The 16,837-nt window shown below is 47.8% G+C and carries 12 protein-coding genes; 4 read left to right on the forward strand and 8 right to left on the reverse strand.

The features are described 5' to 3' along the window. Positions 1 to 317: 317 nt before the first annotated feature. From SPIGRAPES_RS08410 to SPIGRAPES_RS08420, 3 genes are all read right to left on the reverse strand, one after another. The gene (locus SPIGRAPES_RS08410) at positions 318 to 2,339 is read right to left on the reverse strand and encodes a hypothetical protein (protein WP_014270334.1); all 2,022 of its coding nucleotides are present in this window, start codon (positions 2,337 to 2,339) and stop codon (positions 318 to 320) included. 48 nt (positions 2,340 to 2,387) lie between these two features. After that, on the reverse strand, positions 2,388 to 3,677 hold the full coding sequence (locus SPIGRAPES_RS08415) for a Gfo/Idh/MocA family protein (RefSeq protein WP_014270335.1): 1,290 nt from the start codon (positions 3,675 to 3,677) through the stop codon (positions 2,388 to 2,390). Between the two features lie 116 nt (positions 3,678 to 3,793). Further along, positions 3,794 to 4,627 (reverse strand): AraC family transcriptional regulator, encoded by an 834-nt coding sequence (locus SPIGRAPES_RS08420; protein WP_014270336.1) that lies wholly within the window; start codon positions 4,625 to 4,627, stop codon positions 3,794 to 3,796. 270 nt (positions 4,628 to 4,897) lie between these two features. On the opposite strand from SPIGRAPES_RS08420, the gene SPIGRAPES_RS08425 reads away from it, so the two are divergent. The 4 genes from SPIGRAPES_RS08425 to SPIGRAPES_RS08440 all read left to right on the forward strand — a co-directional run bounded on the left by SPIGRAPES_RS08425 (position 4,898) and on the right by SPIGRAPES_RS08440 (position 10,468). Further along, complete coding sequence (locus SPIGRAPES_RS08425; protein WP_014270337.1) at positions 4,898 to 6,373, forward strand: extracellular solute-binding protein; 1,476 nt, start codon at positions 4,898 to 4,900, stop codon at positions 6,371 to 6,373. Positions 6,374 to 6,488: 115 nt separating this feature from the next. Continuing rightward, the gene (locus SPIGRAPES_RS08430; protein ID WP_014270338.1) at positions 6,489 to 8,594 is read left to right on the forward strand and encodes a glycoside hydrolase family 3 C-terminal domain-containing protein; all 2,106 of its coding nucleotides are present in this window, start codon (positions 6,489 to 6,491) and stop codon (positions 8,592 to 8,594) included. Positions 8,595 to 8,654: 60 nt separating this feature from the next. Continuing rightward, positions 8,655 to 9,590 (forward strand): ABC transporter permease, encoded by a 936-nt coding sequence (locus tag SPIGRAPES_RS08435; protein ID WP_014270339.1) that lies wholly within the window; start codon positions 8,655 to 8,657, stop codon positions 9,588 to 9,590. 11 nt (positions 9,591 to 9,601) lie between these two features. Next, positions 9,602 to 10,468, forward strand: coding sequence for a carbohydrate ABC transporter permease (locus tag SPIGRAPES_RS08440; protein ID WP_014270340.1), 867 nt, complete (start codon positions 9,602 to 9,604; stop codon positions 10,466 to 10,468). 231 nt (positions 10,469 to 10,699) lie between these two features. On the opposite strand, the gene SPIGRAPES_RS08445 is transcribed toward SPIGRAPES_RS08440, so the two are convergent. The 5 genes from SPIGRAPES_RS08445 to SPIGRAPES_RS08470 form a co-directional block, all read right to left on the reverse strand. Further along, on the reverse strand, positions 10,700 to 11,596 hold the full coding sequence (locus SPIGRAPES_RS08445) for a DUF2238 domain-containing protein (RefSeq protein WP_014270342.1): 897 nt from the start codon (positions 11,594 to 11,596) through the stop codon (positions 10,700 to 10,702). Positions 11,597 to 12,016: 420 nt separating this feature from the next. Continuing rightward, entirely contained in the window at positions 12,017 to 13,927 is a 1,911-nt protein-coding gene (locus tag SPIGRAPES_RS08455; RefSeq protein ID WP_014270343.1) for a TRAP transporter permease, read from the reverse strand. Positions 13,928 to 14,016: 89 nt separating this feature from the next. Then, a complete protein-coding gene (locus SPIGRAPES_RS08460) occupies positions 14,017 to 15,018 on the reverse strand; it encodes a TAXI family TRAP transporter solute-binding subunit (protein WP_014270344.1) in 1,002 nt (333 codons plus the stop codon). A 49-nt stretch (positions 15,019 to 15,067) separates the two neighbouring features. Continuing rightward, complete coding sequence (locus SPIGRAPES_RS08465) at positions 15,068 to 15,466, reverse strand: PPC domain-containing DNA-binding protein (RefSeq protein WP_014270345.1); 399 nt, start codon at positions 15,464 to 15,466, stop codon at positions 15,068 to 15,070. 2 nt (positions 15,467 to 15,468) lie between these two features. Next, on the reverse strand, positions 15,469 to 16,833 hold the full coding sequence (locus tag SPIGRAPES_RS08470; RefSeq protein WP_014270346.1) for an FAD-dependent oxidoreductase: 1,365 nt from the start codon (positions 16,831 to 16,833) through the stop codon (positions 15,469 to 15,471). Positions 16,834 to 16,837: the final 4 nt, after the last annotated feature.

A 16,837-nucleotide genomic window follows, 5' to 3' on the forward strand; every position in this document is an offset into this window, starting at 1 on the left:
TACCGCCCGAGCAAGGAAAGGCAGGGTAAAGACAACGGAGTCCGGAATAGCGGTCCCTCGAGGGAAAAGCCTACGGCTGGTAGGGCAACGTTTCGCGTGCAAAGAGTTGCTCGACGGGTGGTTGTTGCCCCATATAATCCGAAACGGGTACCAAGTATTGTCTCAATGGTGCATGGATATGAAAAGAGGCCATTTCAAAATCTGACTTTTGAAACAGCCCCTTTTCTTCGGGCTCATTCTTTTCATCCTGAGAGTTTGCCTTTAAAAGAACCGAGACAAGCCAATGCCTGTATGGCTGGCATCGGCTCACCTTCAGGTCATTTTTGTTCCCTTGCCTTCTCCCAGTGGGGAAAACAATATTCCCCGCGGTAGTTTGAAGAATTGTACAAAGGATACTTATGCGGGGCATATTCCATCCCCTGTGGTGAGATGTCTTGGTCCTGGGTATAGATGTACATGCGTTTTCGATCCCAAAGGACAATCTCGTCACGCCTGTCACCGGTACAATCCACCACCTCTGCGCAAAGATCGGGGTGCCCATCGTCAGGGAACCGCACCACCACATTGCCAGAGCCCTCGAGCATTCCCCCATTCATGGTGTTTCCATTCAAGAGCAGTAAGTCAACCCCATTTCCATCCCAGTTGACTGGAGCTATGATATTCCCATTGCAACGCATCTCTTTGTGCCACAATTCATGACCCTTGCAATCATACAGATACAGAATGCCCTGGCTTCCCCAGAAAGTGGTAGTGCATATCTGCAGCCCTGCTCTATCTGGGCAGTACGTACCCACACTGATACGCTGGCCATGGCCGTTGATATCCCTGAACAGAATACTGCCCTGTTTGTCCACCAGCATGAACCCTTCCCACCCTGACACAATGGCAAGCATCTCTTCCTTATCAGGATCAATCTTGCCAATGACAATCTCATCGGTATGGTCGATCTCAACAGGCAACTCCCAGACAAGGTTCCCCTTGCTGTCTATCATATTGTAGCAACTGAACAGCTCGTCGCAGCCATCACCATCGAAATCATACGCATAGGGGAAATGCCCCGTGTTGTTATGGGAAAATTTCCACAAAAGTTCAAGCTTGTCGTTGAATACCCACAATCGCGAATACCTATCCTTGATCAGGATATCCGAAGGCCTCTCCTTCCCTGACACATTCACTATCCTGATAGCATCAATGTTGAGGCGCTTGAATGCATGATGCCCGAACTCGACCCCGCACAAGGACTCCACCGGCTCAACATTCTCGGGAGTGGGAATGGATTTCTTAATCTCCCCTGTTCTTCCATCAAGGATGAACAGCTGGAAATCCCAGGAGGCAATGACTTCGTCTACCCCATCATTGTCAATATCATAGATCTGGAACGGCAAATCAGTGGTAATCTGGATTACATCCTCACTGTCCCTGCTTTCCCCTATCTGCCAAAGCACATCTCCCGTTACGAGGCTCACCGCCGTCATGCAGCTGATAAACGGGTAACGGTCTTTGTAAACCCTTCGTTGGTGCTGGCACATGACAAAAAACAGTTCATCGGTCCCGGTAAGATGCCCGAATCGAATCTGGCGCCCTGCACCGAAATCCTTGAGGTCAATGACGTTCCACAGACGTGGCTGAGCGTGGCTGAGCTTGAGCAAAGCCAATTCGCTTGCCTCTTTGGCCCGTTTTTCCTGCAGTCTTGAGACGACTGCAGCCGTTGCGGTAACAGCAACCGAGGCGTACTGGGTGGGCATGCAGGCGCAAAGCGCAATGCACCCCGTCTGGTATTGCCCATCTGAATAGTGCAATAACGGCTTTCCATCCAGCGATGCGGTGATCAGAGGCCCTTCAACCTGCACTGTCAATTCTTGGAAGGTATCACAGGACCAGAGTACATCCACCCGGCAGAGAACCGTGCGCTCCAGCTTTGCAACCCGGTGGAGTTCAAGCCCTCCTGAAACCAGGAACAGGCCATAATGCATCATACTTGTCTGATAACGGAACAAAACCCCGCAGATCTGCTCAGAGGACAACGCCCGCAGCTTGGCAACCAGCGTATAGTCAGACCAATCCCCATCGCCGGCAACCAACGTAGGGATGGCCCCCTTGGCTTTCGGTTTTTCGATACGCATTTGTTCCATGATCCTCGTGCCATTCAAAAAGGGTTGGCTTACCAACCAGGTAGGTCCTTTGTAATCGAAATTGGTAATAGGATCATACCATTTCCCCGTAAAGCCAGACTCTGGGTAATAATGGTATTCTCCCATGGCAGAATGCTCCGAATCAAAAGGAAATGGGCCCAAGGGAAAAAGAGAAAAATCATCTTCAAACAAACAGATATCGCTCACCGTAAGCTCCTTTATAGAAACAACCCTTCAAAACGCAAAGCAATAGCATTACCAGGAAACAAGGGAGTCGACATTGACAGGAAGACCCGAGGCAATGGACATATTTGCAGAAACCCCTGTTAAAATCGAACGGATACCGTCTACGTGGTCTGCTGCCCTGCAGAACTTGTCATAGGGGGGATGTTCCAGAAAAATGTCATCCAACATCGTAGGGTCGCCACCACCGTGCCCCCCTTCCTTCGTCTGGATAGGAACTGCATAGGGAGAGCCGAACTGAGGGCATATGCGTATCGTATGGTAGACAGTAGCACCTTCATCCCCCTGTTTTCCGCCCGCATTGATGTAGGGTCGCTCCAGTGCCGTATACTCGAGGCGGCCCTTTGAGCCGTTGATCGACACATTGAACCCCTCCCAAGGCATATAGGTGTTGAGGGAATAGGAAAGCATGGCCCCGCTTTTATACCTGACCAAAAGGGCCATGGTGTCTTCGATGCCGATATCATCGCCAAAAACACTGCGGTCGCGGATATACCCGCTGTCTGCCTCTGCATCGAGATAGAGCCCCTTGAGCGTAGGGTTGTTTTCCATATCAATGGCAAAGGGGTCACCCTTTGCAGCCTCGCTGCCATGGCAACGGTAATAGAATGATTCGACCCCCCGTTTCTCGGCTGCAGCCTGTCCATAGAAATTCAAGGCCCCCAAGGCAAATACCGTAGAAGGTTGCGTCCCAAGCCAGAAATTCACCAAGTCAAAATGGTGGGTAGCCTTATGTACCAATAGCCCACCGCTGTTGCATTTGTTCCTATGCCAACGCCGGTAATAATCTGCCCCGTGCTGGGTATTCAAAAGCCATTCAAAATGTACGGAGAAAACCTCACCGACGACTCCTTCCAGGAGCAACTCACGGACCTTCGTGTGGTGAGGTGCGTATCGATAATTGAATGCAACCCGTATCTTTTTGCCGGTTCTCTTCTGGGCATCGATAATCCGCTGGGCTTTCTGGGCATCGGTGGTGATCGGCTTCTCGGTAATAACGTCGCACCCTTTTTCCATTGCACGGATGATGTAGTCATCATGGGTCCGGTCTACCGTTGTTACAATGACAACATCCGGCTTCTCAGTCTCGATCATCTCGTCAAATGCCGAAGGTTTATAAGTGGGCACTGGAGCATAGGCGAATTCTTGCTGCAAGACCCTGTTCGAATAGTCCATCCGTGTCTGGCTGAGATCACAGAAAGCAACAAGTTCACTTGTCTCAGCATACCGCTTGGCTATAGCCTCATAGTACATTCTTGCCCTTCCACCGGTACCTACCTGGGCATACCGTATTCTCTGCATTTTCTGCCCCCTCTTCCTTGCAACCTGAGATGTCTATTGGAACCATCTTGAGTATACGAAGAAAAAGGCCAGCTGTCGTTGGCAGAAAAAGAATACTATTTATACTTTTTCGTAGGTTAATAATCGGTTCTGGTAGTCAACCGTACCTTTGCAATATACTCAGAGGGGGTAATTCCCGAATGGTGTTTGAAGAACCTGGAAAAATATTGCAGGTTCTCGAATCCCAGATGCCATGCAATTTCCGACAAGGTCTGTTCTGTGTTTTGTATCAGGAACAGGGCTTTCTCAAACTTCACCAGATTGATATATTTTATTGCAGACAATCCTGTTCTGTTCTTGATAACCCGGTAAAGATAATCCTGGTTGTACCCACAGGCAACCGAAAGGTCATGCAACGTGAAGGAATGCTCGAGATTTGAGTGTATATATTCATCAACCAAATCCAAAGGATGCAAAGGGGAAGACCCTGGCGGACGCGCTTCCCGGTGCAGGGGAAATGATTCAAAGACAGGGATGGAGCTCTTCATACAGATCCGGTACATAAGCAACAGGCACTCCATCAGCAACGTCCCCGACATAATTTTGTAGTTGAGGGCTTTTCGCTGCCCCTCAAGAACCAAACGGGACAGGAGACTGAACAATTGCCTGTCTTGGTCTTCGAATTTTGTTTTGATTCCCTTGAGGATATCCTCCAGTTCATGATCGAGCGTAATGAATTTTACCTCGAGCATCTTCACTCCTTCCTGGGAAATTGTCTGGAAAGCATGGGTACTACCCTTTCTGGACAATACGATATCACCGGGAAATATGGAAAACTGTTCGCCATCCAAGACCATCAAAGAAGAACCGGCATAGACTAGCTGTATCTGGTAATCATTGTGGTAATGACTTTCCTTCCCACAAGCCTTCTTATAATGAAATCGGCCGGAAGAAGTAATTTTTACGTCCATTTTTCCTCACTTTGGCAAAAACAATCAGTTTTACAGTAACTATCGGCACACCCTTGCAAATGTCAGATTATATTCGCATGAAGCTATTAGTCTTGCTACCGTTATGGTATCATACTATCCTATAACCTACGAAAAAGTATAAATTATTCTCTCTTTCTGCTAACGACGGCAAGAAGAAGCCCCCCTATACTTACCACGTGTGAACAACAGTGAACCGAGGTTCTTTACAACGTTCAACAGTATTCACCAAAGAGAAATAGGAGGAATAGCATGAAAATGAAAAGAATTGCATTGGTTGCCATGGCTTGTCTGGTCTCAGCTGGAACGCTCTGGGCGGCAGGACAAAATGAAAAATTGACACAGGGAATTCCCCATATTGTCATCGCGACTGCAGACAACACCTATGGGCTGAGCACCGATTCCGATCTCCAAGGTGCCATAACCTCGTTGATTGAATCAAAGACGAACACCAAGATTACCACCATAATCCCACCACTCGCAAGTTATACCGACAAACTCGCAACCTTGGTCAACAGTGGCGATGTCCCAGACGTCTTTGTCGTTGCACAAGCAATGACAAAAATCCCTTCCATGGTCGCCAGGGGGCAGCTTCTTGACTTGACCGATTACATCAAGAACTCCCCAGCCTTGTCAAAATTGGATCCTTCGCTTTTCCAGAATCTGCAGATTGATGGAAAGACCTACTTCATTCCCTACAACTATCCCAAGTCGAAGGCCCTCTATCTCCGCAAGGACATCATGGACCAATATGGAATCACGTTATCAAACACCCCTACAACCGAAGAATTCAGCAGGGAAATGCAGAAACTTGCAGGAACAGGTATCATTCCTTTCTGCTTCCCCAAGTGGGTCGATAATTTCCAGTTCTTCTACAACTCCTTCGGGGCTTGGGGCGGTGTCTACAATGAAAACGGACAAATCATCGACGGTTTTCAAACCCAGGAAATGAGAGACGCCCTTTCCTATGTCCACCAGTTATATGTAGACGGTGTGCTCAGCCAGGAATTCATCACCACGGAAAACAGTGCAATGCGTGAGAAGACCTATACGGGAAAAGCAGCCAGTGACATTGATTACGTCACCAACTACATCAATTACGTACAAAACACTACGGCCGCAGGCAAATATACGGAAATGCACCTCATTTACAAACTGGTTGGACCAAACGGTGACGGCGGAGCTCTCAACGAAGCTACGCAAACCGCATGGGTTGTTTCTGCCAAGACAGAAAACCCCGAGGCTAGCATCCGCGTTTTGGAAACCATCGTTACCGATAGCGAAGTATACCCTGCCTTCTTTGGTATCGGAGTGGAAGGGAAGCACTATACCTTGGACGCAAACGGCGTGATTACCCCAACTGCAAAAGCAGCCAATTCCGGGTATAAATATACGCTCAATTACCTCAGCGACTCCTTTTTGGATATCGACCTCAACAACCTCTCCTTTACCCTCAGCGACTTGTTGAAACAGGGACTTCCCAAACAGATTGCACATATCCGTGCCGTGCAACCAAACCTGGGACCAAACCATGCCGCAGATATCAATGTAGGGGTTTCCGTTGCCTATGACAGGGTTGCCCCTTCAATCAAGAGCACCAGGGAATCGATTGCTACAAAGATTATCGTCGGGTCTGTGTCCCTGGAACAGGGCATGCAGGAATACAATAATTTCTGGAAGAGTATCAACGGCCCGGAAATCCTGAAAGAACTGAACGCTGCCAACTAACGTCCCCTTGGTGAAACCGGATTCCGGCACAGGCTTGTTCTGGAAACCGGTTTCACCCTATGCCCAATGATCATACAGAAACCACAAGCCTAATGCAGAACGAAGGAATAGTAGAATGGACCTCACCGTATTCAGGGAACAAGCAAAACAACTGGTAGCACACATGAGCTTGAAAGAGATGTTCAGCCAATTGCTTCACGAAGCCCCTGCCATTCCTCGTCTGGGCCTTCCCCGCTACAATTGGTGGAATGAAGCCTTGCATGGCGCTGCCCGTAGCGGAACAGCGACGGTTTTCCCCCAGGCAATCGGTTTGGCCGCTATGTTCGACGACGTTTTCCTCAAGGAAATCGCAACGGTCATCTCAACGGAACAACGAGCCAAATATAACACTTTTTCAGCCTTGGGGGACCGGGGCATCTATAAGGGCCTAACCCTCTGGTCCCCGAATGTCAATATATTCAGAGACCCTCGATGGGGGCGTGGACAAGAAACCTATGGGGAGGATCCCTACCTAGCTTCCCAACTAGGGGTTTCCTTCATCCAAGGGTTGCAAGGAGACGGTCCCTATCTCAAAACTGCAGCCTGTGTGAAACATTTTGCAGTCCACAGCGGCCCGGAACCACTGAGACACGATTTCAATGCCATTGTATCCAGAAAAGACCTGTATGAAACCTACTTGCCTGCCTTCGAGGCCTGTGTCAAAGAAGGAGAGGTCAATGCCGTCATGGGAGCCTACAGTGCAGTAAACGGGGAACCTTGTTGCGGAAGTCCCTTCCTTATAACGGATATTCTCCGCAATGATTGGGGATTCGAGGGTATGTACATCTCCGATTGTTGGGCTATACGGGATTTCCACCTGAACCATGCAGTAACCAAAAACCAAGTAGATTCGGTAGCCTTGGCACTCAATGCCGGGTGTGACCTTAACTGCGGATGTGAATATCTCTCGCTGGAAAAAGCCTATCAGCAAGGGCTCATAGACCGAAAAACCATCACGCAGGCTTGTATACGGGTCATGACGACTCGCTTTGCCCTCGGCCTGTTTTCAGAAGACTGTACTTATAGCAACATAGGATATGAACAAAACGACACCGAGGAACACCGCAAGGTTGCCTTTAAGGCCTCCTGCAACTCCCTGGTCCTCCTCAAGAATGACGGGATGCTCCCTCTCGATTCCCGCTCTTTACACGCGATTGCCATCATTGGCCCGAACGCAGACAGCCGGGAAGCCCTTTGGGGCAACTACCACGGAACGTCCAGCACCTATACCACGGTCTTGGAAGGGTTCAGGAAAACACTTGGGGAATCGGTTAAGGTCAAGTATTCCCAGGGAAGCGCAATCCAGAAAGAAAAACTGGAACGGCTTGCTGAACCCAATGACAGGATTGCAGAGGCGATTGCCGTTGCAACGGTATCCGATACCATCATCCTGTGTCTGGGATATGATGAAACCGTCGAAGGGGAAATGCATGACGATGGCAATGGGGGCTGGGCCGGAGACAAGCAAGACCTCAGGTTGCCTCCCTGCCAAAGAGCGTTGCTCAAGGCCGTTGCCTCTACAGGAAAGCCGATAGTACTGGTACTCCTGTCCGGAGGAGCCATCGACCCTGAGATCGAAAGGTTCCCGAATGTAAAGGCCCTGCTGCAGGGATGGTATCCCGGGCAAGAGGGTGGACTAGCCATCGCCCATACCATACTGGGCCTGAACAACCCTTCGGGGCACCTTCCTGTCACGTTCTACCGCTCAGAAACTGTTTTGCCCGATTTCTGTGACTACCGAATGGAAGGAAGAACCTACCGATACGTACAGGAAAAAGTATTGTACCCCTTTGGTTTTGGACTTTCCTATACAACGTTTTCCTATGGGAACCTTTCTACTGGAAAGCAAGCAGACGGAAACCTTGAGCTTTCTTTCATCGTAAGCAATAGCGGAAACAGGGAAGGCCGGGAAGTGGTCCAGATATATTGCCATTCTGACCATCCCTTTTTTCCGCCGAATCCTGTACTCTGCGGTTTCACGAGTCTTGTGTTGCAACCGGGGGAACACAAAACCGTTACCCAGACAATTTTAGCTGAGGCGTTCTCAGCTATTGACCCAGAGGGCAAAAGGATTGCCCTAAAGGGATGGTTCGACCTCTATGTGGGAAACCACCAGAAGGCCCTTCCCCCTGCTGGGTTTTCAAAGTCTGACCTGCTGCACATCCGTATCCAAAGAGACTGAACAGCAGTACCTGATCTTGGATACACAATATATACCCATCACGCGAAGGAGACCTTTCCCATGGCAAACCATACACAGGACAATTTATCGGAACTCAAGTTACGGCCACCGTTGAAAACAAGAATCAAGAAACAGAAATACCTGTTGCTTATGCTTCTGCCTGGCCTTGTGTATTATGCAATATTCAAATACATCCCCCTGTTGGGACTTGGGCTTTCTTTTACCGATTATGGATTCCGGGCGAAAATATCCTTTGTCGGGTTGGACAATTTCAGACGCTTGCTTTCTTCCAGCATTTTCTGGAACGCCTTTAAAAACACTATGATTATCAGCCTGGCTAACATTGTATTCTATTTCCCTGCACCCATTATCGTGGCTTTGCTGGTCAATGAACTGAAAAGCACGAAAGCAAAACGCCTTATCCAGTTTTTGATTTACATACCTTATTTTTTCTCCTGGGTTGTTGTAGGAAGCATTTTTGTGAACCTGCTTTCCCCTTCTTCCGGGCTCATCAACAATATCATCACAAAGTTTGGGGGAAAGCCTGTTTACTTTATGGCCAGCGCTCATCATTTCCGCTCAATCCTGGTCTCCTCCTATATCTGGAGGCAAATGGGATACGGGGCTGTCATTTATATTGCTGCCCTGACTACGATTCCTCCCGAGCTCTACGAAGCGGCGACCATTGACGGTGCAGGGCACTGGGGAAAACTGCTATATGTCACGCTTCCCAGCATCCGAACCACGATTGTCACCATGTTACTGCTTAACCTGTCACACGTACTGATGATCTTCGAACAAGTCCTTGTCATGTATAATGCTGCCGTTTATGATGTTGCAGATGTCCTGCAAACCTATGTGTTCAGGGAAGGCCTTCTGGCAGGGGATATCGGCTACTCTATTGCCGTCGGAATGTTTACCTCCCTTATCAGCTTGGTCCTGGTCATGTCGACCAACAAGGCAAGCAGCAAGTTCCTCGACGAACCAATTCTATAGGAGAAAGGAATATGAAAAAGACACAGGCAATACAAGAATCTTCAGGCAGAAAAATCTTCTTATTCTTGAACTGGGTAATTCTGGGCATCATTTGTTTGATTTTCATCATTCCTATCTGGAACGTGTTGATTACATCCTTTGCCACAGATATTGAGGTTATGGGAAATGACTATCTGCTTGTTCCCCATTCCTTCACCCTCAATAATTATTTCAGGGTCTTCAACAGCGGCTACATGGGGGCCTTCAAGAACTCCCTCTTTGTTGCCATCCTAGGGACCCTGCTTTCCATGTTCATCACGGTTCCCATGGGGTTTGCCCTTGCCCAGAAACAGTTGATGGGACGAAGCCTCATCATGAAAATCATAGTATTTACCATGATTTTCGATGCAGGGATTATGCCCTTCTATATCGTGGTAAAATCCTTGGGCTTGATAAACAGCATGGCCGCTATCATCCTCCCCATGGCTGTCTCGACATTCAATTTGATAATTATCAAGAACTTCATGATGGGAATCCCCGAATCGCTTATAGAATCGGCAACCCTGGATGGGTGCAATGACATGGGAATCCTTGTGAGAATCGTGGTTCCTCTATCTGTATCGATTATCTCTGCCATCACCCTGTTCTATTTCGTCAGTTACTGGAACCGGTATTTTGAGGTAATCATGTTCATAAATGATAGCAGGAAGTATACCTTGCAGGTTGTGCTGCGAGGCTTGATGTTTGAATCTGACGATTCCCTCGGGGGTGGTTCCTATGTCTACAACAACTTGAAAATGGCAGTCATGGTTCTGGGGATGTTGCCTGTCTTGGTTATCTATCCTTTTGTCCAAAGGCATTTTGTCTCAGGTCTAATAGTCGGCGGAGTCAAAGGTTGATCTAGATTATCCACAGTTCAATCAGAAGAACCCGTTCTATCAGAAAGGAAAAGCGCAGGCGATTCTCCTCTTGCAGGAAGATTTTCAGATAACCAGGAACCATCCATGCTCCTTTGCCGCTTCTTTTCCAGAACGCAAAGGAGCATCTGCAATAGAGTAGAAGCTCTTTTCAAAGAAGGCCCCTGGGATTTTTCCATCGGTTTTGGGCAAAAAGGACAACACCTGCTTTGGCTATTCTGTATCCCCTGCAGCATCAGCATCTTTGTTTTCTTCCTCCTCCACTGCCAACGTCGGAATGAATCGCGTTACAAATGCATGGGGGTTTCTCTTCTTGGCAAAGAAATACCCTACAAAGGAGAATACCAAAGCCCCCAGGAAGTTGACGAACAAGTCCTTCATCGTGTCATACAGGCCTATATCCAGATAACCACCCAGAGCCAGGTCCTTTCCATTCACGGTCACAGAGACGACAGGCCCCAAGGCAACTACTTGCTGGGTGTGGGTAGGGTCAAGGGCAACCGAACGAATAGTATGCAGCAGGGTGTCTTTTTGCATATCCGTCCCAAAGACTAAATCCATGAAACACTCGAAGAACTCCCAGACAACCCCGATCGTCATGGAGAAACAGAAGGCCACGATGACCACGAACAACGGGGACAGCTTGAAAGTGAACGTCTCGTTCCTGTTGAGGATGTCTACCAGGGAAAATCCGATTGCCGCTGCCAGAAACCCGTTTGCGGTATGGAGCATGGTATCCCAGAAAGGAAAGCCCACATAGTAGGAGCGCATCTCCCCTAGTATCTCGGCTGCGAAGATAAAGAAAAGTATGATATTTTCCAAAGTGTCGGGAATATCGATACGGGTATTGGTCTCGATCATACTGGGAATGGTAAACAAAACCAGCGTCAGGACGCAGAGAAACACATTCTCATAGTTCCGGTTGAAAACCTGGGCGACCAAGATCAAGAGAACAAGGGCCCGTAACAGGTAATGGACGATCATGGCAGAGTTCCGCTCTCTTATCATTTGTTTGAACGGAAGCGTGCGGGGACGTTTCAATTTCTTCATGGCAATACCTTTGTTTCGATTGTGCAGTGCAAGGGAAAGACAGTCAAGGAGAAATAGCATACGAGTAGGTACCTACTATCTCTCGCCAATGGCTATATAGTACGTCTTCTGCCTTCATTATAACCATACAATCTCTTTTCTTTTAGGCAGGGATAAAAAAACACCATTGGATCGAAGCTCCAAATCCAATGGATTTTCACCATGCCGTGGCAATGCCAATTTCAGAGAAGCTACCTCCAAGCTACCTACAGGTTATACCCAATACAAAGAACATCAACAGCCTTTACATTCCATACTGTAAAACAGCTTAGCAAGTCGTTATTGGATGGGAAACTACCAAAGTCCTCCATAGTCCGCAAGGACCTTTCAGGTTGCAGGCTTTCTTCAACAAAGAAATCAATTCAAGCAAAGCAGGAAACCGAATTGAAAGCCTCTACAGGAATTTTCTTTTTACCCGTTTTCATACTACCCGGCAAGGAATCAACCCGCTAGTGCGGTTACCGTTTTTTTCCTCTTTGCCTGTATCTTGCGTACCGAATAAATAACCAGGAAACACAATGAAGCTAGCAACGAGGCTCCCTGATTTGGGGTAATCGCTACACAGGCAATAGCAAAATATGCCAATCGTTCAAAGATTGAAATCCGTTCTTCCACGATACCTTGCAGACAGATTGCAACTGACATTGCAACCACCACAGCTGAAATCAAGGTAACCAAGGTCGTGAAATCGAACCCGATAGACAGGTATTCGGGATTGAACGCAAACGCAAAGGGAAGTATGAAACCGGTAATACCCAACGAAAAAGCCTTCCAACTCACTTTCATGGGATTCTCTTCCGCTATTCCTGAGGCAGCATAGGAAGCAACGGCTACAGGGGGCGTAATTGCTGAGATAGAAGCGAAATACAGTAAAAACAGATGTGCTGATAAAAGCGGCAGGCCCAGCTTGACAAGTGCAGGGGCAATAGCCGTTGCACAGACAATATAAGCGGCAGTCGTAGGAAGTCCCATTCCGAGAATTGCGCAGACAATCATCGAAAGTACTAATGAGATGGCCAAAGAACTGTTACCCATTTGCACAATGAAATTGGAGAACTTCAAACCAAGGCCAGTCAAGGAGAATATCCCCACCACGATACCTGAAGTTGCACAGGCGCTGAGAACAGTACAAAGGGATTTGCCTGCACCAACGGCACCTTTGAGAACCCCCTGGCCAGTCAAGCGTTCTTTGGAGTCAAGCAACCCACAAATGATAATAGTCAAGGTAGAATAAATGGCTGCTGTCATTGGGGTAGTCTTGAACCCAAGCAAAAGGACCAGCAGTACGATAACAGGAATAAACAGTTTCATACCCCTAGCTAAAGAATCTTTCAAATCAGGGAGATCAGCGGCATCCAAGCCTTTCAACTGATAGCGGACCGCTTCCAAATCCACCATCTTAAACAGACAGATATAATACATCATCGCAGGAATCACTGCGCCAATGCATACCGTCGCATAGGGAATACCGGCAACATCGGCAAGGACGAAAGCTGCAGCTCCCATGATCGGAGGCATAATCTGACCACCTGTGGAAGCGACAGCCTCGATAGCACCGGCAGTTGCCTTTGGATACCCGTTGCGTTTCATCAAAGGAATCGTGAAAGCCCCGGTACTTACGACATTTGCAACACAACTACCGGAGATAGTCCCGAACAAGGCACTAGCGATTACCGCCATCTTGGCGGGGCCCCCACGTTTTTTGCCTGCAAGGGCGATTGCGATATTCTGGAATATGACATCGGCTCCCGATGCGTTGAGGTACGCTGCAAACATGAGAAACAAATATACATTCGAGGCACTGGTTCCTGTAGGGACACCATAAATACCCCTGTCACTAAAAAGAGCCAACACTATCCGATGCAAAGAATATCCTCTATTGCCGAACAAACCCGGAATTGAGTTTCCTACAAGCGCATATATGACAGCCAATATCGCAATGATGGGAAGAATGATCCCAAGTACCCGACGAGAGGCTTCCAGGACAATCAGAGACAGAATCAGTCCAAAATAGAAAATTTCATCAGTGATTATGTTATTCTGCATATTCTGAGAATATTCTTGGAAATTCAAAATTACATATAGGCTGATTATCAGAACCATTGCAATGATAATCCAATCGATAATGCGGCAAAGCGCCACCAGAGAGGTTTTGCCTCTTGCCCCATGGACATCCAAAGGATAATAAAGAAAAACCAAAATCAGGCCAATCATTACATGGTAGGCATAAAACTGGATGCTAGGCAGCGTAAAAACAGTATAATTGCCAACATGAAGAGCTATGGCAAATAGCGATACAAAAAGGATTAAGGCTGATATCATACCCTGATATTTTGATTCTGTATGTTTCATGTGGAGTACTCCTCTACGGTGGCAATACGTTTTAAATAACCCTGTTTTTCCCTAGACTTAGGAAAAAACAGGGCTTACGGGGAAAAAAATCAGGGGTTCAAACGAGCGGGAACATCGATACCTTGTTCCTTCAGATATTTGACTACTCCCGGATGCAAAGGAATATTGAAATTCAAGGAATTATCGGAAGTACAATACTTCAGGCTCTTGTGTACAGCGAGCAAATCGGGATTATGCTCATAGATAGTCTTGGCAATAAGATATGCATCATCATCAGAAAGGTCTGAAGAACAAACTAGCATATTCCATTCAGAGACAGTCGGAACATCTGCTATGGCACCTGAATAAGAACCCTTGGGCATAGTGGAAGCCGTATAGAACGGGAAGGCTTCTGAAAGGAACTTCTGCTCATCTACGGTCAAGCCTATAAAACGCAGGGTCTTGGTAGCCTCCAATTCGGTAATTGCTGCAAACGGGGGATAAGAAAACAATACGGCAACATCAACTTGTCCCTGGGATACAGCCGAAGCCGTTGCCCCATGTCCATCATTGAAAATCGAGGAAGGCTCTATGCCCATTTTCCCAAAGGCCTCCCGAAGGACGCCATCCATTGCAGCCCCCTTTGAACCAAGCCCGATGATTTTCCCAGTGAAATCGGAAATACTGTGAATACCGCTACTGGCAAGGGCATACATAGTCATGTAGGAAGGATACAGAGGAACCAATCCCCTCACCTTCGTCATGGGTTTGCCATTCGTCCATTTTGCTGTGCCATCCAAACCTGCACTGAGTGCAGAAGTCATCGCAAAACCAATCTCTGCATCACCATTCTCGATCATTGCAAGATTCGCAGCTGACCCACCGGTTTCCTCGGAAGTGAATACATACTTTTGGGGCAATGCATTGTTCAGGATTGTGGCAATACCACCCCCTATCAAATAGAAATTCCCGCCATTTGAACTGGTTCCTATGGAATACCTCTTTGGGGAAGACGAAGCGCTTCCTGTTGTAGAACCATCTTTCTGCCCTTGACAGGGTGCCAGGAACAAAACAAAGACCAGGATGCCCAATACGCAAAACGCTTTTTTCATGGTAGTCTCCTCATAACATTTTTAGCCAACCAAATTGGCTTCATTTTCATTACACAGAAAGCATAAATATCCTGAGGGAACGAAAGGCCTTACCCCCCCGGAATCCTCCACCGAAAACATGACCCCCTGCAGAGGCTGCGGCAACATGAATATGCACAAACAACGGACTATCCTTGTCTGGGTACATTGCCGCCAATTCAGTATCGACACACCCCCATTCCATGACTTCTCCCGTAAACCCAACAATCTCGCAAGAAGAATGAAACGGGATCTCCACACAACGAAGCGGCAGATCATTTTCCACAGGAGCTGCAACCCTGATATTCTTTGCCGAGCCAATGGCTCCGATGATATATACCGACGTCAATTTATGATCTGCAAGGAAATCGAGAATGCAACCCATAATATCAGCCCCGGCAGGAACAACCAATTGAAACAAGTTCTCCATTTCTAGGACCTCCCTACATGTTTTAGCGCTTGGCTGGCAGCAATAAGGATAGGATCATAGACAGGAGCTACCGGTGGGGCATACACCAAATCCAAATCGTTGACCTGCGATACCGTCATACCGGCGGTAATGCAGGCAACCAGGACATTGATCCTTCCTGCAATCGATTCACTGCCATACCCTTGGGCCCCAAGCAATCTGCCGCTTGTCCCATCGAATACTATATTAAGGGTGTTAGGCTCCCCGCCTGGATAATAGGAAGCCTTGTCATTCTTGGTAATGACTGACTCCATTGCATCATACCCTGCAGTTTTCGCCTCGTTGAGGGAAAGCCCCGTTGCCGCAATATACAGATCGAAAACTTTCGTAACCATAGAACCAAGCACCCCAGCAAAGGAATCCTTTTCGCCACCAATAACACTTCCGGCAACCTTCCCCATCTTGTTTGCAGTAGTCCCAAGGGGTATATGGACAGGTTTCCCAGTTATGATATGTCTCATCTGGGCACAATCCCCACAAGCCCATATAGCACTGTCGCTAGTCTGCATATGGTCATCAACGACAATACTGTCTTTGATTCCCAGTTCCAATCCTGCGGCCCTTGCAAGGGCAGTCGCAGGGTGAACGCCGACGGACAAGACAACGAGATCGGCCTTGACTTGAGTACCATCAACAGACTCTACAGCCCCAGCCACTCCGTTACTACTCAGAATTCGTGCAATCTTTGCATTAAGATGGACAGTAACCCCATGGGCATCCAAAGTCTCCTGTACCTTCCTGGAAAATGATTGAGGAAGGAAAGGAAGCAACCTGTCCATAGCTTCAAAGAGCGTTACATGCACACCAGCCTGGGTCAATTCTTCCGCTAGTTCCAAACCGATGAAGCCACCCCCCACCAAAACTGCTCTTTGGGTATCGTGCACATACCCTTTGAGCAAAATGCCATCTTCGACTGTCCGAAGAAAAACAACCCTAGGGATATCTATCCCTTCTATAGCAGGCCTCACAGGAACTGCACCGGTTGCGATTACCAATATTTCATAAGGTGCAACCAACATTGCACCTGTTTTCATATTCTGTACAGTTACCTGCTTATTCTCCCGGTCTATTGACAACACTTCATGGTGGATATGGACAGAAATCCCCCGCTTGTCTTGCATTTCTTCAACGGAAAAAGATACAAGTTGTTCGGGTTTCTCAATCAGGCCACCAACAAAATAAGGAAGACCACAGGCACCATAACTGATGTACCCGGATTTCTCGAACACCGTTATTTGCAAGTCTTGATCAAGACGCTTTGCCTTGGAAGCTGCACTCAAACCGGCTGCAGTGCCCCCGATTACTACCATACGTCGTGGTTTTGCCATGATT

The organism is Sphaerochaeta pleomorpha str. Grapes, assembly GCF_000236685.1.
GTDB lineage: Bacteria > Spirochaetota > Spirochaetia > Sphaerochaetales > Sphaerochaetaceae > Sphaerochaeta > Sphaerochaeta pleomorpha.